This is a genomic window from Aquimarina celericrescens (genome assembly GCF_042682765.1).
GTDB lineage: Bacteria > Bacteroidota > Bacteroidia > Flavobacteriales > Flavobacteriaceae > Aquimarina > Aquimarina celericrescens.
Window position 1 is genome coordinate 208,221 of sequence record NZ_JBHUHY010000007.1, and the last position, 20,829, is coordinate 229,049.

A 20,829-nucleotide genomic window follows, 5' to 3' on the forward strand; every position below is an offset into this window, starting at 1 on the left:
TATGAATGATTCCCTGAAACAATATTTTAGAGCATATACAGAGGCTGCACCACTTGCAGTCTTTCGTATTTTTTTTGGGATCATGATGTTGCTCAGTATTATTCGCTTCTGGAGTTATGGCTGGATCGATAAATTATACATACAACCCAAGTTTTTCTTTTCATACTATGGTTTCGAATTTGTGAAGCCTATAGGCCAGTACACCTACCTTATTTTTGCGCTTTGCGGTCTTTCAGCAATTTTTGTAGCAATCGGGTATAAATACAGAATAGCGATCATTGCTTTCTTTCTTAGTTTTACCTATATAGAATTAATGGATAAAACTACGTATCTAAATCATTATTATTTCATAAGCATTTTAAGTTTTTTAATGATTTTTTTGCCTGCAAATGCTTACTTTTCTGTAGATGCGAAGAAGAAAGGAATCTCATTTCAACAAATTCCAAGATGGGCTATTGACGCTGTTAAATTACTGCTTGGTATTGTCTATTTTTATGCAGGTTTAGCAAAGCTTAACTCAGATTGGTTAGTAAGAGCCATGCCCCTTAAGATTTGGTTGCCATCGAAGTATGATGTCCCATTTATGGGAGATTTAATGCATCAAGAATGGGTGCACTATCTATTTAGTTATACAGGGGCTATTTATGATCTCACCATTCCCTTTTTATTGGTATACAAAAGAACCAGAGTATTTGCATTCGTATTGGTAGTGGTCTTTCATGTACTTACTCGTGTTCTTTTTCCTATCGGAATGTTCCCATACATTATGATCATTAGCACACTCATATTTTTTGATGCGAATCTTCATCATCAGATATTGAATTTTGTAGCAAAGATTTTGAGAATTAACAAAGTCTTCTTTGATACAAATCTACCATTACCACATGTACCAAAGAGGAACAAAATTATATTATCGTTTTTGTCCTTATTCTTTGTAATTCAATTACTTTTGCCGTTTCGTTATTTACTCTATCCCGGAGAGTTGTTTTGGACAGAAGAAGGGTTTCGTTTTTCGTGGCGAGTAATGTTAATGGAAAAAGCCGGGTATGCCAATTTTAAGATTGTTGATAGTAAGACAGATAATAGATTTTATGTAGATAATGATGATTTTCTTACTTCTTTTCAGCAAAAACAAATGGCTACACAACCTGATTTTATTCTACAATATGCTCATTATCTAAAAAAGCATTTTGAGAACAATGGTCATCAAAATGTACAGGTATTTGTTGAGAGTTATGTAGCACTTAACGGTAGATTAAGCACTCAATATATTGATCCAGAAGTGGATTTGGGAAAACAAAAAGAATCGTTTAAACATAAAAATTGGATTATTCCGTTTAAAGATGAAATTAAGGGATTATAAAGTACTATTATTTGTAGTTTTTATTTGGATTTCGGTAGCAGGGCAGCATAAATTGACTGGAACTGTTACTGATCAAAATAATAAACCTATTTATAATGCAGAAGTTTACAACCAGAATACAGGAGAACAAACGACTACTAAACAAGATGGTAGTTTTGAATTTACTGATATAGAAAACGGTGAATACTTGATTACAATTTTTAATTATGATTTTGATATTCTTGAAAAACAAGTTACCGTAGATGGTGATACTCAGATAAACCTTGTTCTTAATCCGCTAGGCGAAGAGCTTTCAGAAGTACTCATTACGCAGCGAAGAGAACGTATTTTTGGACTCAAACAACTAAAACCTGTTGAAGGAACAGCAATTTACGCAGGAAAGAAAAGTGAAGTTGTTTTACTTGAAAATACTATAGGTAACTTAGCATCAAACAATGCACGACAAATTTATGCACAGGTTGTAGGACTTAATATTTATGAGAATAGTATTGGCGGATTGCAGCTTAATATCGGGGGTCGAGGTCTTGATCCTAATAGAACTGCTAATTTTAATACACGTCAAAACGGGTATGATATTAGTGCAGACGTGCTGGGTTATCCCGAAAGTTATTATACACCTCCGGCAGAAGCTTTAAGTGAAATACAAGTGGTGCGCGGTGCAGCTTCGTTACAATACGGCACACAGTTTGGGGGATTGATCAATTTTAAAATGAAGCAACCCAATCCCAATAAAAAGATTGAATTGGTTTCACGACAGTCCCTGGGTTCGTTTAATTTATTTACTAGTTTTAATAGCTTAAGTGGAACGGTAGGTAAATTTAGTTACTACACCTATTTTAATTATAAGCAAGGAGACGGTTTTAGACCGAATTCCGAATTTGATTCTAAGAATTTTTATGCACATCTGGGGTATCAGTTATCTGAAAAAACAAAATTGATAGGGGAGTTCACCTATCTTAATTATCTGGCAAAACAGCCGGGAGGATTAACCGATACACAATTTGAACTGGATCCCGATTTTAGCAATCGTACTAGAAACTGGTTTGAAGTTGACTGGAAATTATACTCATTAAAACTTGAGCATCAGTTTTCTGAAAAAACAGATTTTAGTCTTAATTTTTTTGGTTTGGATGCTTCGCGAAGTGCCTTAGGGTTTAGAGGAATACCTACAGATCTTAATACTAATCCAATTACGGCAGATGACGAAGTAGATGCCAATGGTAATTTTGTAAACCCAAGAGATCTGATCGTTGGAAATTTCAAAAACTGGGGAGCAGAGGCAAGATTATTAAGTAGGTATAATATACTAGGTAAAGAATCAGTTTTTCTTATAGGTTCAAAATATTATCAAGCTAATAATGATGCCAGACAAGGCCCTGGCAGCTTGGGTACAGATGCAGATTTTAGTTTTCAAAATGATAGATTTCCTGATTATGCCAATCAATCTACCTTTGATTTTCCTAATCTTAATATTGCTGTTTTTGGAGAAAATATATTTAATATTTCAGATAAATTTTCGATTACCCCTGGATTCCGTTTCGAGTACATCAAAACAGAGACTGAAGGGATTTATAATAATGTGGTTTTTGATAATGCCGGTAATCCTATCAATAATACGACAGAAACCGATGATGATACTCTAGAAAGGTCTTTTGTGTTATTAGGAATTGGCTCCAGTTATAAAATTAGTCCAGAAATTGAAGCTTATGCCAATGTTTCCCAAAACTATAGATCAGTTACTTTTAGTGATATTCGAATAGTTAATCCCACATTTTCTATTCGGCCGGATATTGGTGATGAAGAAGGCTTTACAGCCGATATTGGGATCAGAGGCAAGATCAATGATGATCTCACTTATGATGCCAGTTTATTTGGTTTATGGTATGATGACCGCATAGGAGAAGTTTTTAATGATAGAGCACAACGGGTACGCGGAAACATAGGAGATGCTTTAATTTATGGAATAGAAAGCTACACAAATTGGAATATTGGTAATACTTTTTTTGTAAATAATACCAATTACGTACTTAATACTTTTGTAAATCTGGCTATAACGGATTCAGAATACACTAGATCAGAGGAGCCTATTGAAGGTAACAAAGTAGAGTTTATACCCTTAATAAATCTAAAAACAGGAATAGGATTTGGTTATAAAAACTTTCTAGGTAATATTCAATTTACCCACCTTTCAGAACAATTTACAGAAGTTACCAATGCCGATAGAGGTCTCACTGGTACCAAGGAAGAGGGAACGTTAGGTAAGATCCCTGCATACTCTATAGTTGATATTTCATTCTCTTACACTTACAGAAAGTTTAAGTTAGAGACGGGGATTAATAATCTTTTGGATGAAAGCTACTTCACACAACGTGCGACAGGCTATCCTGGACCTGGAATTATTCCAGCAGCACCAATATCATGGTATGCAACCCTTCAGTTTACCTTGTAAAAGCAAAAGTTTAACCTTTGTTTAATCAAAGAATTAACTTTTGTTCAATCTTAAGTACAAGTTTAATTCAATAATTTTGATAAAAAATTATGGTTTATGGAAGATTTCAAGGGATATGATCATATGATGGCTGGGTATTATGAGAAAATGTCAAGATATTCTTTGCCTTTATTATCCTGGGAATTTTATGGGGAGCATCATGCAACTCTCGAAATTTTTAAAGAGGATATTGGTGCACTCAAAAAATTGACTCAAAACTGGGATTTCAATAAAGACTATTACAAAGAGCTTTTAGAAGAACAATCGGTTATTGTGATTACAAACCCAAGTTTGAAAATTGTTTATGCATCAAAGAATATAGAAAAGTTGAACGGGTATTCACCAGAAGAAGTTATTGGTAATTCTCCAAAAATGTTTCAAGGAGAAAATACATGCCACGAAACATCAGCAAAAGTGAGAACCGCAATAAATAAAGGAATGCCTTTTGAAGTCTCTATTCTCAATTACAGAAAAGATGATACGCCCTACACTTGTAAGATCAAAGGATTCCCAATCCATGATAAAAAAGGAAAACTCATAAATTATATCGCTTTCGAAAAAGCTGCATAGTTTCTCTTATTTTTTTAAGTACGCTCTTCTAAAAGATTATAAGTAGTCTCATTTTAATTATACAGAAATCATGTCGATGCTATTTAAAGCGCGATAAATTCCTTATTTTAGACGTATACAAAATAATTAGGAGTAAAGCATATGATACCAGAAATTGAGAAATTACTTAATGACCAGATAAAGTACGAAGCAAAAGCTTCTGCACAGTACCTTTCAATGGCTAGTTGGGCTGATACCCGGGGATACAATGGGGTTGCAGACTTTTTTTATACACAATCCGAAGAAGAGCGTGTACACATGACCAAACTGGTTAAATTTATAAATGAACGAAACGGAATAGCAGTTATACCGGCAATAGATAAACCTAGAGATGATTTTAAATCTTTGATGGAACTTTTTGAAATATTTCTGGAAAGTGAAGAATTCGTCACTTCCAAAATCAATAATATTATTTATGAGTGTCTACAGTTTAAAGATTACAACGTACATAATTTTATGCAATGGTATGTAGCAGAACAACTTGAAGAAGAAGCTATTGCCCGTACGTTATTGGATAAATTAAAGATCATTGGTGATGATAAATCCGGACATTATTTGTTTGATCGGGACATTAATACTTTACAAGCTGTAGAAGAAGGTAAATAACTGTTAATAAGTCAGTAAAGAAAATTTAAAGATTCCTTTTTTTGATGTCTTTTTTTTATATTTTTGCTCTTTATTTAGATTTAATAAAAATTAAGATTAGTGCAAAATTTAGGGACACCATCATTATATTCTCCTTGTGTATCTGTAAATTGTGAAGTTGTCTGCGGAGGAAAAAAGAAAAAATGTTGTAAAAAGTATAAAAAGAAAGGGAAATCCAATTGCAAGAGATGTCCCAAATTATAAATTAATTGGTTTTAATTTCTATCATAGAAAAAACGAGCATGTTTTGAAACATGCTCGTTTTTTATTAAGTGATCAAATAAGAATAGATTTTATTAAGTATGATAATTATCATCATTTAGATTGGGTACAAATAATAGTTTTGCTATTATTTTGGTATACTAATCATTTGTAATAGTAGTTAATAGATATTAGATTTATAGTTCTATGAAAAAAATTATTATAGCTGGATTTCTAGTTGTCGCAGGAATAGCTCAAATGAACGCTCAAGAGTGGCTAAACAATTTTGAAGAAGCAAAAAAAATTGCTTCAAAAAATAATAATCCTATTATATTGGTGTTTGCTGGCTCAGATTGGTGCTCACCCTGTATTAAGTTAGAAAAACAAGTGTTTGATACAGAAGAATTTAAAAAGTATGCCCAGGATAATTATGTGCTTGTAAAAGCTGATTTTCCAAGAAGGAAAAAGAACCAATTGTCCCAACAACTACAAGACCAAAATAATGGATTAGCAGACAGGTACAATAAAAGTGGCGGATTTCCTCTCGTAGTGGTTTTAGATAAAACCGGCAAAAAACTTGGTGAAGTCGGGTACAAGAAAGTGACTCCAGGTGCGTATCTTGATATATTGAATAAAATGATCAAATAATATCTGTATGAATAAGCTTATTCTTGTTTTGTGTGTTTTTCTTAGTTTCACTTCCTGTGTTGTAGTCAAAGAATATGAAAAAGTACAACTCAATGATCCGGATATGGAACTTGCTTTAAAAAAATGCGATCGTTTTGAGACCAATTTTCAGGCCTATAGAGAGTCGGCTGCAGGAGCCAATGGTGGAAAGACAGGTGGTGGATGTGGTTGTAACTAAAAAATTATTTTTTTGAAAAAACTCTCCTTAATACTATTATTATTATCGACAGCACTAGCTGCACAGGAATCACAACAAGAAACTTCAACCACCTATAAGAAAAGGGTGCTAGAGTCTACAGAGATTGATTTTTTAGCAAGTTATTATACTCAGGAAGGCGATAACGCTGCTGTAACTGGTGGTATTGGGACAGAAGAGCTTACAGACCTTACCCCTACAATCTTAGTTTCTATCCCGTTAAATGATGACGATGTATTAACAATTGACGCAAGTATATCGGCATATACATCGGCATCCTCAAGTAATGTAGGACCTTTTGATGGAAATGGTCCTGCGAATCCTTTTGTCGCATCATCAGGGGCATCAAGGCAAGATGTTTTAACAACAGTTTCTGGTAACTATAGTCATAGTAGTGACGATCGTAACGATATATGGTCGGCCAACGTAGCTGTGGCAACAGAGTATGATTATTTCTCAGTAGGTTTTGGAGGCAGTTATACCAAGTTATTCAATGAAAAAAACACAGAAATAAGTGTAAAGGCTAATGTTTTTTTGGATACCTGGAATGCTATTTATCCTACAGAATTAAGAGATCAGCCCTCTTTTATTAAGTTTGATGATGAATCTCGAAATTCATATTCACTCGGGATCGGATTTTCGCAAATATTGTCAAAAAGAATGCAGGGGTCGTTGTCTTTGGATGTGATTCAGCAAGAAGGCTTACTGTCAACACCTTTTCAAAGAGTTCAATTTGCTGATGTGACCGATGTGATTGTTCAGGAGTTCACCCTTGGTGATGATGTCGAGCGCTTACCCGATTCTAGAGTTAAGATTGCCGCAGGCGGAAGGTTACATTATTACATCAATGAGATTTTTACAGTGCGAACCTTTTATAGATATTATATAGATGATTGGGGAATTAATTCACATACAGCCAGTATAGAAATACCTATTAAAATTACAGATAAATTCACACTGTATCCAAGCTATCGTTTTTATACCCAAACTGCTGCCGATTATTTTGCACCCTTTAACGAGCATTTGTCTACGCAGGATTTTTATACATCAGATTATGATTTGTCTGATTTTGATGCAAATCAATACGGTTTTGGAGTCAGTTATACAGACATCTTTGCAAAAATGCATATCTGGAAACTTGGCTTAAAGACCATCGATTTGAGGTTTAGGCAGTATGAACGTAATTCTGGGCTTAAAGCAAGTTTATTTTCGGGAGGATTTAATTTTGTTATGGATTAAAGCCCTTTAAAATTTATTGCGCAAGTTTTGGGTTTTATCAGGATTCGTTGTAATCTATTTTTGTATCGTTTTTAAAAAAAGAATAAAGATGATAGAACAAAGCCAGATTGACTATAATCGTATTGCTGAAGCGATAACTTACATTAAGCAAAATTTTAGGACCCAACCTAATTTGGATGAAATAGCAGAAAAAGTGCATATTAGTCCTTATCATTTTCAACGTCTTTTTACCAATTGGGTAGGTGTAAGTCCAAAAAAATTCTTACAATATATCAGCATTGAGTATGCCAAGCAAATTCTACAAAATCAAAAAGCCACTCTTTTTGATACCGCTCACCAAACCGGACTCTCAGGAACGGGAAGACTACATGATCTTTTTGTAAGGATAGAGGGCATGACCCCTGGTGAATATAAAAATGGAGGAGAAAATCTGTTGGTGAATTATAGTTATGCCGAAACACCTTTTGGCCAAATACTAGTGGCATCTACCCATAAAGGTATTTGTCACATGGGATTCGTTGATAACGAAGAATTAGCTTTTCAAGAGCTAAAAAAGCCGTTTCCAAATGCAACTTTCAATCAGGTTGTAGATAGAATACAACAGAATGCACTATTCATTTTTACAAAGGACTGGAAAGATTTGGATCAAATAAAGCTTCACTTGAAAGGTACCGATTTTCAGTTGAAGGTATGGGACACACTACTCAAAATTCCTCAAGGGGGGCTAACTACATATGGAACTATTGCATCGCATATAGATAAACCCAAAGCTTCTAGGGCAGTTGGAACAGCAATAGGTAACAATCCTGTGGCTTTTTTGATTCCTTGTCATAGAGTGATTCAATCTTCAGGAGAATTTGGACAATACCATTGGGGAGATGTTCGGAAAACTGCTATGATTGGTTGGGAAGCTGTAAAATTAATAAGAAATTGAGCAAAATACGGGTGGTACAGATTTTAAATTGAACTCATCTTTGTGTAGGACATTAAAAAAATAAAAAATGAGTCAGTTTAAAATTATTCCTTTGACCAAAAGGTATGCTTCAAAAATCCGAAAATCTAGAAAAGATGATTTTGAATATCAGGTTATCGAACAAGTTGCTAGTGGGTTTGGGCCATGTAGAGTTTCTCTAAAACCATTCAAACCTGGAAAAGATAAACGACTTTTATTACATCATAATCCCTTCGAAATCAATAATGCTTTTGCACAATCAGGGCCAATATTCATTCATGCAAAAGAAATTGAATCGTATTCAGACATCCATAAATTTCCTTCAGAAATCAAAGCTGATAAACAAAATTTTCCGTTGACCTTAATTGGATATAGTAAGGATCAACAAATGACATACACCAAACTGGTTGGAGATTCTGATATAGATGTTTTGATTTCAGAAATATTTAAAGAAAATGATGAGGTCTCTTATTTACACGCAAGAAATTCTGAAGCAGGTTGTTTTATTTGTAAAATCGAAAGAATTGATGCATTTTGATATATTTACAAATGAGACTTCAAAAGGGAATTCTATATGATGGAGTTCTCTTTTGCCATAATGTAAATTAATAGATAAGCTACAAGCATTTTCAATTGTAAAACCTTCAAAATAAACGCATATCGTACTTGAAGTTGGTTGTTTAAAATAGACAAAAACTAGTATTAGGTTTTTTTTATGAATAGGTTCAAAAATGTTTTTCTACTTTAGATCAACAATCTTTTTTACTCGATAATCGAGATTTTAAATGTACCGAGGCTTGCCTCGAAATCAAAATTATTTTCCAAACGATGCCGTGTAGGCTTGCCGCAAGGTAGTTTACTGGATACAGTATCAATATTTAGAAATAAATCAATGTCCAATATAAAATATTATCAAATGAAACTATTGTTCGCCTTATCACTATTGCTGACTATTACCATGTCCATAAAAGCCCAGGAATCTGATTACACATTGGTTGAAAAAACTGTACAATATTATCTTGACGGAGGTACAAATAATGATTATGAGACTCTAAAAAAGGCTTTTCATGAGACGGCTATAATGAGATATTTAAAAAACGGCGAGTATAAAGAAGTTAATGCTTTAGAATTCTTTAAAAAAGGAATGAAACCAGGACCAAAACAAAATAGGAAAACAAAGATTGACTATATTAATATTACCGGTCATGCTGCAAATGCCAAACTCGAAATTGAATACCCCACCTTTACATTTATCGATTATATGAATCTGCTTAAGATTAACGGTGAATGGAAAGTGGTAAGTAAGATTTTCTATAAAAAAATGAATGAAGCCGCTGAAAAATGATTTCTAGAATACTATTTACTAAAAATATCTATTTAACTCTTGTGTTTTTCATTGTGTTGAATCTGATTCAGGCACAACAAACTCATTTGTATTTAGACCAACAATTACCTTCTAGGACTCCCGAAATCTTTGCTCCAGAAGTTATTTCTAAAGAGAACGAATATGAGTTTGGATCTGTGTTTTCAAAAGACGGGACAGAATTTTTTTATGGAGTTGATGTAGGAGAAAGGTCAGAAATACGATATACAAGATTAGATAAAAACAAATGGACAATCCCAAAGACTATAATATCACATGCGGTATATGGTTATAATGATCCTTTTCTGTCGCCAGATGAGTATAGGTTGTATTATATCTCTGATATGCCTTTAGATGGCCGCGGAAATAGAAAAGATCACGATATATGGTATTCAGAAAAAAGACCCTATGGCTGGTCAAAACCAATAAATGTAGGTGAAAATATTAACACAAATAAAAACGAGTATTATATTTCTTTTACGAATAACGGTACCATGTATTTTTCTTCTAATAGAGGCAAAAACAATAACTTCGATATTTATGCATCGAAAATGGAGCAAAATAGATTTCAAGAACCTACTAAATTATCGGATGCCATAAATACTGCGGCTTATGAGGCTGATGTATTTGTGTCTCCAGATGAATCGTTTGTCATTTTTTGTGCAACAAGGAGTGAGGGATTAGGTAGAGGTGATCTGTATATTAGTTTTAAACAAGAGGATGGCACTTGGACAACTTCAAAAAATATGGGGCCGCTCATTAATACCAAAAATCATGAATTATGCCCGTTTGTAACCAAAGATGGCAAGTATTTTTTCTATACCAGCAATAAAGACATTTATTGGGTAGATGCTAAGATTCTAGACCAATTTAAATAAAGCTTGTAAAAGAAAAATGTTTAAGCTGAAAAGCATCTTCTTTAATTCTTTAAATTGAATGTTGTTGTGATCGATGTCCGGAATTTTCTTTTTAGAGTTATAGGGTATGTCCAAATCTTAAAAATACTTTCGTCATATTGGTATAAAAAATATTATAACCATAAAAAAACAAACGTATGAAAGAATTTATGTTTCTTTTTAAAGGAGGAGATGAAGTTTGGGATTCAAAATCTCCAGAAGAACAACAAAAACACATGCAACATTGGCAACAATGGATTGATGAGATGGGCCAACAGGAAAAATTTGTAGGAGGTGAACGATTATATCCTCATGGAAACACAATACATCCTGGTAGCATGAAAGTAACCGATAGACCCCTTACTGAAAGTAAAGAGTTAGTAGGAGGATATCTAGTTGTGAAAGCAGATACCCTGGACGAAGCTACTCAAATGGCTAAAGGATGTCCGGGATTGCTGTGGGAATCTCATGTAGAAGTACGCGAAATTTGGCCAGAAGATTAATATAAAAACTATCATAATGAAAGAGTTCTTATTAATTATTCGAGGAGGTGACGACGAATCGGGACATAGATCTCCGGAAGAAATGCAAAAGCACATGCAACATTGGCAGCGATGGATGAGTGGTTTAGCAGAAGAAGGTAAATTTGTTGGTGGGCAGCCACTTAAAAGTGAAGGAAAAACAATCGTAGAAGGAGGATCTAGGGTCATAGATCGGCCACTGGCAGAAGGTAAAGAATTAGTAGGGGGCTATCTTCTTATACATGCAGATTCATTGGAAGATGCAACAAATATTTCAAAAGATTGTCCTGGGTTTGAGTACAATTGTAGTGTCGAGGTACGTGAAATTAGTCCTATGTAATTATTTCTTTTGGAGAATAACGATAATATAGATGCAACTTTGAACCATCTTTTCAGACAAGAGTCAGGAAAGATGGTCGCTGTGTTGATAAAAATTTTTGGAACAGAAAATATCGAAATTGCAGAAGATGTCGTGCAGGACGCATTAGTGAGTGCTCTTGAAACCTGGAAATTTAGAGGAATGCCAGATAATCCTAAAGCATGGCTTTATCGCGTAGCACGCAACAGGGCGATTGATATTATCAGAAGAAAAAAACACAGTAAAACTATCGATTTTTCAGATCCAAAAAAACAATTATTAACCTCAGAATATACGCTTAAGACTACAATGGATGATTTTTGGGAAGAAAATCAGATACAGGATGATTTTTTGGGGATGATGTATTCATGTTGTCATCCTGATATTTCTCAGGAGAATCAGATTACCTTTATTCTTAAATCACTTTGTGGGTTTAGTACAAAAGAAGTGGCAAAATCTTTTTTAACTTCAGAGGATACAATTTCTAAACGCTTGTACCGAACCAAAGAATATTTTCGAAAACATAAAATTCGACCCGAAATCCCATCTCAATCTGCAATTAATCAGCGAACCAGTTCTGTATTAAGCGCAATCTACCTGATGTTTAATGAAGGGTATAATTCAACACATACCAATCAGCTTATTCGTAAAGATTTGATTCGTCAAGCGATATTACTATGTCAATCACTTTTATCCTCAGAACAAACCCAGTTACCAGAAGTATATGCGTTAATGGCCTTAATGTGTTTTCATTCTGCACGATTAGATAGTCGTGTTACAGCTGAAGGATCTATCATTCTATTGTCAGCGCAAGATAGAACCAAATGGGATCATGAACTTATACATTCTGGTCAAGATTATCTTAACAAAGCATCTTTTGGAAGTAGACTTACAACCTATCATCTTGAAGCTGCTATCGCTTATCAGCATTGTTGTGCAGAGTATTATGAAAATACAGATTGGAATAAGATTTTAGAATATTATAACTTACTATTGGATATTGCAGACGATCCCATTGTATTTTTAAACAAGTGCCTTGTTATTTTGGAGCTTCAGGGACCAAGAGAAGCATTACTCGCCCTAGAAGGAATAAAAAATGATAAGTTATTAGAGAAGTATTACTTATATCATGCTACCTTGGGAGAGATTCATCAACGATTATCAAATCATTCCCTTTCTTTGGCTCATTATGACAAAGCTATTCGGCTTACTCAATCAAAATCAGAAAAACGATTTCTTAAAGATAAAATTTCTTCGTATAAATAAAGATTTAGCAAATTTATGACATATAAAGTTAACAACTTCATTCAATTCTATTAAAAGGGGTGTTTACCCCTTTATTAAAGGGATAAAAGCCCAATTATATTTTATTTTCTATTATTTAAGTTTGTAGTTTTTCCAACTATTCAAGATATAATTTTTGAACGTATAATTAAAAGAGATACTATTTATCAGAATGTTTAGTTGTTAATAGAATAAATAATAAAATAAAACCCCAAAGCTCCCTAAATGAAGACCTTAATTTTATCCATTATCAATGGATTGTTTACTAAAGAAGTAAGAGAACCCAAAAAACTACATGGCAATAGTGTTTTTATTACTGCTACAGAACCAATTATTGGAAGAACTATAATTATAGAACAAGATAGCTATAGTATTTGGGTATATTTATTAACTCCTAATAAGTTAGAGATTGATTTTGACGGTTTTTTATGTTCTGTGGTTACTCCAGTTAAACCAAATGGTACTTTAAAAGATTTTACTATAAAAGAGCAGCCATTACCAATCGAATTTTCGAATAAGTACAGTTTCATTAAAAATCTCAACAAAGAGGATATTAAGATAGATTGGCAAGAAAATCAAGTAATACTATCCATAAAAGAGGAAGTGTTTCTTATCATGAATATGGAGACAAAAACAAGTTACTCAAAAAGTCTTTCATGTAACTGCCCCTATGGAAAGAGCTTAACAAAAGAAATGCTGACTTAATTTTCGTTATATCATTAATAAACAAAACAGTCACAGGCTTTGAAGTTTGTGACTGTTTTGTATCTTCATTTTTATTATATCTTATCTGTGGATGGCATAACTGCTTGATGCAGGAAGCTCTTTTAGAAAATTAATAAAAGGTTGAAGATTTAATCCGAATTTAAAGTATAAAGTTTTCATAAGCCTTGATTTTTAAATTATTTGTTTCTTAGTGTAGTATTTTCAATTGTCGTGCCAAAATTTTAAAAAACTAATTTTCAATAACTTACACTTATATTTGTTGATCTTTTAAAAGTGATCAATTAGTTTTCTTACTCGATTATTCTATAAAAGGTTATATTTGCCCCTTCGTTATAATTGTATTTTATATAACGAGACGTAAACCATTTTAAAACGGGGGGAGTGAATAACAAACTCCGTTTTTTTAACGTGAGTAATAGATAAGCATTTTTGATCGATTGATTTACTTTATAATATAAATTAATCTGCCATCCATATGGTCAGCTCTTCTGCCATACGCAATTAATGAAGCTCCTATTGTCCAATTATTTTTGATACGATACCAAAAAGAATATCGTTGGTACATCCAATTGGATTGAATATTTTTTGGTCGCGTGATATAAAGACCAAATTGTTGCAAAAAATAAAAATTACCTACTGTAAAATGATGCCCTAAGGTAGCAGCAGAAGAGAAAGACGAATCGTTGAGCTCTTGAACTTTTGCAATTTTTTCATCAGACCAATCATACCAAAATTCTACCCCCAAATTGAAACCGTTAATAGCAGATAGAGGCTTTAGTGCGCCACCAAGTACCCCAATTAAAGGATGATTTGTTGATTCAGCATCTCGATCTGCAGATCTAAGACTAGCAAAAGATCCAAGGTAATAACTCCATGCACGATTATATTGCTTAAGCTCATGTGGTTTGGGTTTTAAGGGAACGTTATCAATGATTTTATCGAACCCTATGGACAGCGTAGGAAAATTCATTCCTTTATTGGGCTGCTTCTGACCTCCATTAGAAATATGATTATAATTGGCAGAGAGATTAATGGCATACTTATCACTAATATGATAATTGAGGTTAAGGGATAAGGCTAAGTAAAAACTAAGATTTGTGCTAAAAAGTACGTTCTCTGGATTAGTCTCTTCATCAAAAATAGTATCAAGATAGGTAGCGCCTATAGAACCTCTAAGCGAAAATTTCAAAGGTCCTTGATAAGTGAAATAAGGTTCAACAAAATAGATCAGGTTATAAGAACTACCGAGTATATTTGGATTTGCATAATTGAAGTATGAGAATGCAAAACCTGATCGGCCATAACAGAAACAAGTTTTCCAGGCTTTATCACTTGTTCTTAGTTTACTCATTTCAATTTGAAAACCATATGGATTTGTTTGAGATATAGGTTCTAAATCTGGAGTGTGAGCAATAATAAAACCATAGTGAGATTTTAAACCATAATATTTTGCGGTTGTCTGGGCATATACGATAGTACACAGATGAAGCGTTATTAAAAATCCTATGGTTCTCATTAATATAGCATTAAACTTATATCCTAATATATTGAAAATTAATTGGCGTCGAAGTTTATTAAGGGAAATATAACAGAGTGAAAGTATTACCACCGATCTTTAGAGTATGGTTTGTGTTTTACAATGAAAAGATGAATAGCCTTAAATGAAGGATTTTGTATGAAATGTATAATCACCTTTCTAGTGCTCAACTCTTGGAAACATGATGAGTATAAGACATAATCAAATTGTTTATCAAAAGACCTGAAAAAGACATAGTTGCCATCATGGGTCTTGAAGCACTTCCACTGTTGTCAAAAACAATGTTTCCTGCATTTTGTTACAGGTGCGTATATGATTCATTGTTTTGACTGGCCCATGCAATAAGAGGCTAAAAGTATGATTTTATCAAGTTTTCAGGTCTTTTTTGACTAATATTTGTGTTTTCTACTAACATTTATCCAGTCAACAAGCATATAAGTATTACCACTTGGTCCGTAGTTTCCAGATGACCCCTCCATTTGTAGGTTTAAAATAATGTTCATGTTTTTATTGGCGAAATTGGTACCCCTGTGTTGAGCTTTCCAGATTCCATCGATATAATAATGAATATCAACATCGTTTCCCTCTTTGGTGATCCAAACCTTATAAGTGTGCCACCTGGCGGGATTAGAAACTTTGGTCAGGGTTTCTTCCCAGTTTAGATCCCAGGTATTTTGCCAGCAAACTTTAGATCCTTTATACTCCATAATATCACTTTCAGCATTCCAGGGGCCATCGTGAGTGATCCAAAAGGCAGGCCATGTGCCATATGATGAAGGCGCTTTGATACGAGCTTCTAATGACCATTCTGGGTATTGTTCGTTAATATTTACTTTTTGTTTTGCATGAATAGCTCCAGAATGATATCGAATCGGAAGCCATGGATCATGACTGCTATTACCTTCATTCCAATTTATTTTGGATGCTTTAATAACGAGGTAGCCATATCCGCTTTTATAAACGTGATTGTGATCATATGTACTACCATACATACGGGCAGAGCCATTATGATCACTTCCCCAGGGATATAAATAATTCCATATATTATTGAAATCATTATATGAAGTACCACTAAATTGATCTGTAAATATATTTTGCCATGTACCGGGATGAATAGTAGATTTGGCGATAGAATTTTCTTGAGAATCGGCATCTACAGTAAAAAGAGATAATTCTTCCTCTTCACACGAATATAATGTTGTCAAGATTAGAAGGATATGTAGCAAGTTAATTGTTTTTTTCATCAGTAAGTAATTTAAGCTTACTATCATAAAAGGCGTCTAGTGGTAGGGGATACTTTTCAGTACTTGTGATTTAAAAAATATGCAGACGCCTATCATGATAGTCTCAAAAACAACTATTTTGGTTATTGTTTTACGATTCTTTTTTTCGTTATATGTTCACTATTTTTTATGGTAACGATATAGATTCCTGATGGTAGATCAGACATGTCGATAGCCTGATTGCTTCCATCAAATACTATGTTTTTAACTAACATGCCTGAAAGATTATGTATTTCAATTGTATTGGATTCACTACGTAGTGTACCTGTAACTTCAAAATGTAATAATGAGTGAACAGGATTGGGATATAATTTTGAATCCATTGTGATATGATTGTGAACAGAATTTATTTTCATATCACAGTCCAGCTGTTGATCGTACTCAGCTTCTTTAGCCGTTATTTCATTAATTGTTTTAGATGAACTAGAACGCTGCAAACTGTTTTGATATTGATTCCATAGTGATTGCACGGTTTCACCAACTATATTTCTACAGGCAGTGTCCCAGGACCAAGTTCTGTAGGTTCTCGCACTATGATTGAATTTAATTGCAAATTCTGAATCTTTGTTATTTACTATCCAATTGATAAAGAATCCAGTAGTAGTGTATCCACTAGTCCAGCTACCGCCTCTTCTGGGAGAGCGGTCTGGATGTCTACCCAGAGAGATTCTTACATAATCAGCCAATCCTTCTATATAGCCGTAAAATTCGGTTCCTTGTTGATAACTTCCTGCATTTCTTGGCCCCCATTGATAGGCATGCGTACATTCGTGAGATAAAATTCCTTCAATATCTTCCTTTACCGCGCGAAGATTTCCTCCTCGACTGTTGTATATATTTTCAATATGACGAACACTAATTTTAATGCTAATTTCTGGGGGGCTTCCCCATTTTGCCGCAATTCCACCTTCATCTCGCAAATAGAGATTTAATTTGTTAAATCTTAATAGATTATCATTGTCATTATAATATATTTTTTTACATACCTCTAAAATAAGTTGCTTAATGATTTCTTCGGCATTAGGAAATGCATCCCAAAATATTTTAGAACCATTATGGTAAGATGCTTGATCTACTAGATTTATAACAGGATAAGGGAAATTATCCCAATCCCCATCACTATTATTTTTTTCAATTTTAAATGAAGAAATGACATCATTATAACCTTCATTCACGAAACAATCATCATCACCAGCATATGTTATTGAATTTCCGGTAAAATTATCCCCCCTGTATACTGTTATCTGATATCCTTCAGCTATTTTTATCGAGGAGGCATCGTTTGGTCTTCCACCAGTAGCCCATATAGCACCACTAGTAAAGTTTCCTATACCAAATTTTGCTTCCCATCCACCATAATTACAATGTTGAAATAGTGAAACCACATTTTGCGCTTCTACTTTTTCAACTTTAAATGAAGAAATAACATCATTATAGCCTTCATTCACAAAACAGTCATCATCACCAGCATATGTTATTGAATTTCCTGTAAAGTTATCCCCTCTATATACTGTTATCTGATATCCTTCAGCTATTTTTATCGAGGAGGCATCATTGGGTCTTCCACCAGCAGCCCGTATAGCATCACTAGTAAAGTTTCCAACACCAAATTGAGCATCCCATCCACTATAACCGCAATGTTGAAACAAAGTTAAGACATTTAATGAAGTAACTCTTATGGAAGATACGACATCATTAAAACTTTCATTAACTAGACAATCATCGTTACTAGAATATGTTATCGAATTTCCTGTAAAATTGTCTCCGCTAAATAAAGTTACGGTATAACCCGGGGATATTTTAATAGAGGATGCATCATTAGGGAGCCCTCCGGCTCCCCTGATGTCGTTACTATTGAAGTTTCCAGCATCTAGCTGCATAGTCCATCCTGTAAAATTGCAATGTTGATGAACAGTAACTTGCGCATTAAGAGAAGAGGAGCAAAAAAACAAGAATATTGCCAGAAGCAATGTAAAGCTAAGTTGGTTAGGTTTCATGGGGTAATTTCTTTCTTATGTTAGGTTTTGTTATTCTAAAAGTATAAGAATCAGTTTCTTTTTGAAAAGAAATTAGCTATTCGGGAAAGAAATATAGCTCAATGACGTTAAACAAACGCTGTTTGAGAAATTGAAGGTAAGAAACAACTTTCATTATAAGTGTTTTAAAGTCTTAAGATTCTTGTAATAAGGAAGATACTAAATGCCAAATGAATTCTAAGCTTAAATGAATTTGATGTTTTTTTAAGAAAAAACTTTTCAGTATTGTGAATGTCAAAAAGACCTAAAAAGACTACGGTTACCATTGATTTAGCGCACTTCCACTGTTGCTGGATTGTGAACCAATTACATTTTCACAAGTATTATTTTTCGTACTCCCTTTTCCAGCTGGCCCATGAGCTAAGTGAGAGTAATAGTAGCACTTGTCTTTTTAGATCTTTTGATCACTATGCAGCAAGCTCCCCATTGCCTGCATGTTCTTTGCTCGTACTGATTGATGCCCATTTAGAACTGGGATTAAATTCAAGAGATACAAAGGTTTCATTTCTAAGGGTATCAAGAATAGATTGTAATTCGGTTTCATGATAATAAATATGCAAAACTCCACGAGCATCCTGTCTGTTTTGTGGTAATGATTGCCCATTTTTGATTATACCTAGATATCCTAAATATTTTAAGTTCTCTCCATATAAATACACAAATCCCATCTGATATCCACCTCCACCAGTATAATTACTAACAATTTGAATACTATAACTTTCTATTTTTTGAGAAACGATCATGTTGCTTAAATTTTAATATGAGTTAGCGTTGTTGTTTGTTTTGTCAAATGTACTATTCATTATAGTGATAGGGTAGAGGGAAAACACGGAAATTAAATAGGGGTATTTCCCTTTTAAGTTTTTAGTCCTTCCAAGCAATTTGATTGCATACTTAAAAAGAAAAGATAACATCTCAATATTCCTCAAAAAAGACGTATATTTGCACGCAATTAAATTTTAATTGCAATGATAGCACATGATTCCAAAATCGTTGGAGAGGGTCTTACCTATGACGACGTACTTTTAGTTCCCGCATTTTCTGAAGTACTACCTCGCGAGGTAAGTATTCAGACAAAATTCACAAAAAATATTACACTTAATGTTCCAATTGTTTCGGCAGCCATGGATACAGTTACAGAGAGTCGTATGGCTATCGCGATGGCACAAGAAGGTGGTATAGGTGTATTGCATAAGAACATGACCATAGAGGAACAGGCCATAAAAGTACGTAAAGTAAAACGTGCTGAGAGTGGAATGATTATCGATCCGGTTACGTTACCAAGAGATGCCAAAGTAATTGATGCTAAGAATAACATGCGAGAACATAGTATCGGTGGTATTCCTATTGTTGATGATAATCATAAACTGATAGGTATTGTAACCAATAGGGATCTGCGTTTCGAAAAAAATGATGATCGAGCAATATCTGAAGTAATGACAAGCGAGAACCTGGTTACAGTTGGTGAAGGAACGTCATTGCAACAGGCTGAAGTTATTCTTCAAAATAATAAAATTGAAAAACTTCCTGTTGTCGATAAAGAAAATACGTTAGTTGGATTAATTACATTTAGAGATATTACTAAGCTTACTTTAAAGCCAATGGCAAATAAAGATAAGCTTGGTCGCTTGAGAGTTGCCGCTGCAATAGGAGTGACAGGGGATGCAGTAGAACGTGCGGAAGCTTTAGTGAAATCTGGTGTTGATGCCGTTGTTATTGATACTGCACACGGGCATACCAAGGGTGTTGTAACTGTTTTAAAACAAGTGAAGGCAAAGTTTCCTAACTTAGAAGTTATAGTAGGTAATATAGCTACTGGCGAAGCTGCAAAATACTTAGTAGAAGCGGGAGCCGATGCTGTAAAAGTTGGAATTGGTCCGGGATCTATTTGTACTACCAGGGTGGTAGCGGGTGTTGGATTCCCTCAGTTTTCTGCGGTTCTAGAGGTTGCTAATGCAATCAAAGGATCCGGGGTTCCTGTAATTGCTGATGGAGGAATTAGATACACAGGTGATATACCAAAAGCAATTGCTGCCGGAGCAGATACTGTAATGTTAGGTTCTCTCTTGGCAGGTACTAAAGAATCTCCAGGCGAAACGGTTATCTATGAGGGAAGAAAGTATAAAACGTATCGGGGTATGGGATCTGTTGAAGCAATGAAAAAAGGATCTAAAGATCGATATTTCCAGGATGTAGAGGATGACATCAAAAAACTGGTTCCAGAAGGAATTGTTGGTCGAGTTGCCTATAAAGGAGACTTGATAGAGAGTATTCATCAGTTTATTGGTGGTCTAAGAGCGGGTATGGGATACTGCGGAGCAAAAGATATCAATACGCTTCAAAAAACAGGACGCTTTGTAAAGATTACGGCAAGCGGGATTCATGAGAGTCATCCTCACGATGTAACAATTATAAAAGAGTCTCCGAATTACAGTAGAAGGTAAT

General features: G+C 34.1%; 20 protein-coding genes. 16 read left to right on the forward strand and 4 right to left on the reverse strand.

Features of this window, described 5'->3' with window-relative positions; translation table 11 throughout:
• The first annotated feature begins 1 nt into the window (after position 1).
• From ACFSJT_RS09990 to ACFSJT_RS10060, 15 genes are all read left to right on the forward strand, one after another.
• Positions 2 to 1,363 carry an HTTM domain-containing protein gene (locus ACFSJT_RS09990; RefSeq protein ID WP_378320115.1) on the forward strand — a complete coding sequence of 454 codons (1,362 nt, stop codon included), beginning with the start codon at positions 2 to 4 and terminating at the stop codon, positions 1,361 to 1,363.
• On the forward strand, positions 1,344 to 3,812 hold the full coding sequence (locus ACFSJT_RS09995; RefSeq protein WP_378320116.1) for a TonB-dependent receptor domain-containing protein: 2,469 nt from the start codon (positions 1,344 to 1,346) through the stop codon (positions 3,810 to 3,812). Before ACFSJT_RS09990 ends, ACFSJT_RS09995 begins: the two co-directional genes overlap by 20 nt.
• A 96-nt stretch (positions 3,813 to 3,908) precedes the next feature.
• A complete protein-coding gene (locus ACFSJT_RS10000) occupies positions 3,909 to 4,421 on the forward strand; it encodes a PAS domain-containing protein (protein ID WP_378320117.1) in 513 nt (170 codons plus the stop codon).
• A 141-nt stretch (positions 4,422 to 4,562) separates the two neighbouring features.
• Positions 4,563 to 5,066 carry a ferritin gene (locus ACFSJT_RS10005; RefSeq protein ID WP_378320118.1) on the forward strand — a complete coding sequence of 168 codons (504 nt, stop codon included), beginning with the start codon at positions 4,563 to 4,565 and terminating at the stop codon, positions 5,064 to 5,066.
• A 447-nt stretch (positions 5,067 to 5,513) separates the two neighbouring features.
• Positions 5,514 to 5,954, forward strand: a complete 441-nt coding sequence (locus tag ACFSJT_RS10010) for a thioredoxin family protein (protein WP_378320119.1) — start codon at positions 5,514 to 5,516, stop codon at positions 5,952 to 5,954.
• A gap of 7 nt (positions 5,955 to 5,961) precedes the next feature.
• On the forward strand, positions 5,962 to 6,171 hold the full coding sequence (locus ACFSJT_RS10015; RefSeq protein ID WP_378320120.1) for a DUF4266 domain-containing protein: 210 nt from the start codon (positions 5,962 to 5,964) through the stop codon (positions 6,169 to 6,171).
• 12 nt (positions 6,172 to 6,183) lie between these two features.
• Complete coding sequence (locus tag ACFSJT_RS10020; protein ID WP_378320121.1) at positions 6,184 to 7,428, forward strand: DUF3570 domain-containing protein; 1,245 nt, start codon at positions 6,184 to 6,186, stop codon at positions 7,426 to 7,428.
• Between the two features lie 88 nt (positions 7,429 to 7,516).
• Positions 7,517 to 8,362 (forward strand): bifunctional helix-turn-helix domain-containing protein/methylated-DNA--[protein]-cysteine S-methyltransferase, encoded by an 846-nt coding sequence (locus ACFSJT_RS10025; protein WP_378320122.1) that lies wholly within the window; start codon positions 7,517 to 7,519, stop codon positions 8,360 to 8,362.
• A gap of 67 nt (positions 8,363 to 8,429) precedes the next feature.
• Positions 8,430 to 8,918 (forward strand): DUF1203 domain-containing protein, encoded by a 489-nt coding sequence (locus ACFSJT_RS10030; protein WP_378320123.1) that lies wholly within the window; start codon positions 8,430 to 8,432, stop codon positions 8,916 to 8,918.
• 378 nt (positions 8,919 to 9,296) lie between these two features.
• A complete protein-coding gene (locus ACFSJT_RS10035; protein WP_378320124.1) occupies positions 9,297 to 9,725 on the forward strand; it encodes a nuclear transport factor 2 family protein in 429 nt (142 codons plus the stop codon).
• A complete protein-coding gene (locus tag ACFSJT_RS10040) occupies positions 9,722 to 10,621 on the forward strand; it encodes a TolB-like translocation protein (protein ID WP_378320125.1) in 900 nt (299 codons plus the stop codon). Before ACFSJT_RS10035 ends, ACFSJT_RS10040 begins: the two co-directional genes overlap by 4 nt.
• 176 nt (positions 10,622 to 10,797) lie before the next feature.
• The gene (locus tag ACFSJT_RS10045; RefSeq protein ID WP_378320126.1) at positions 10,798 to 11,142 is read left to right on the forward strand and encodes a YciI family protein; all 345 of its coding nucleotides are present in this window, start codon (positions 10,798 to 10,800) and stop codon (positions 11,140 to 11,142) included.
• A gap of 16 nt (positions 11,143 to 11,158) precedes the next feature.
• Positions 11,159 to 11,500 carry a YciI family protein gene (locus tag ACFSJT_RS10050; protein ID WP_378320127.1) on the forward strand — a complete coding sequence of 114 codons (342 nt, stop codon included), beginning with the start codon at positions 11,159 to 11,161 and terminating at the stop codon, positions 11,498 to 11,500.
• A gap of 9 nt (positions 11,501 to 11,509) precedes the next feature.
• Positions 11,510 to 12,784 carry an RNA polymerase sigma factor gene (locus ACFSJT_RS10055; protein ID WP_378320128.1) on the forward strand — a complete coding sequence of 425 codons (1,275 nt, stop codon included), beginning with the start codon at positions 11,510 to 11,512 and terminating at the stop codon, positions 12,782 to 12,784.
• Between the two features lie 243 nt (positions 12,785 to 13,027).
• Positions 13,028 to 13,507, forward strand: a complete 480-nt coding sequence (locus ACFSJT_RS10060) for a hypothetical protein (protein WP_378320129.1) — start codon at positions 13,028 to 13,030, stop codon at positions 13,505 to 13,507.
• Between the two features lie 463 nt (positions 13,508 to 13,970).
• On the opposite strand, the gene ACFSJT_RS10065 is transcribed toward ACFSJT_RS10060, so the two are convergent.
• The 4 genes from ACFSJT_RS10065 to ACFSJT_RS10080 form a co-directional block, all read right to left on the reverse strand.
• A complete protein-coding gene (locus ACFSJT_RS10065) occupies positions 13,971 to 15,044 on the reverse strand; it encodes an acyloxyacyl hydrolase (RefSeq protein ID WP_378320130.1) in 1,074 nt (357 codons plus the stop codon).
• 410 nt (positions 15,045 to 15,454) lie between these two features.
• Positions 15,455 to 16,309, reverse strand: coding sequence for a LamG domain-containing protein (locus ACFSJT_RS10070; protein ID WP_378320131.1), 855 nt, complete (start codon positions 16,307 to 16,309; stop codon positions 15,455 to 15,457).
• Between the two features lie 122 nt (positions 16,310 to 16,431).
• A complete protein-coding gene (locus ACFSJT_RS10075; RefSeq protein ID WP_378320132.1) occupies positions 16,432 to 18,345 on the reverse strand; it encodes a basic secretory protein-like protein in 1,914 nt (637 codons plus the stop codon).
• A gap of 446 nt (positions 18,346 to 18,791) precedes the next feature.
• Complete coding sequence (locus tag ACFSJT_RS10080; protein WP_378320133.1) at positions 18,792 to 19,127, reverse strand: hypothetical protein; 336 nt, start codon at positions 19,125 to 19,127, stop codon at positions 18,792 to 18,794.
• Positions 19,128 to 19,352: 225 nt separating this feature from the next.
• On the opposite strand from ACFSJT_RS10080, the gene guaB reads away from it, so the two are divergent.
• The gene (gene guaB / locus ACFSJT_RS10085; RefSeq protein WP_378320134.1) at positions 19,353 to 20,828 is read left to right on the forward strand and encodes an IMP dehydrogenase; all 1,476 of its coding nucleotides are present in this window, start codon (positions 19,353 to 19,355) and stop codon (positions 20,826 to 20,828) included.
• Position 20,829: the final 1 nt, after the last annotated feature.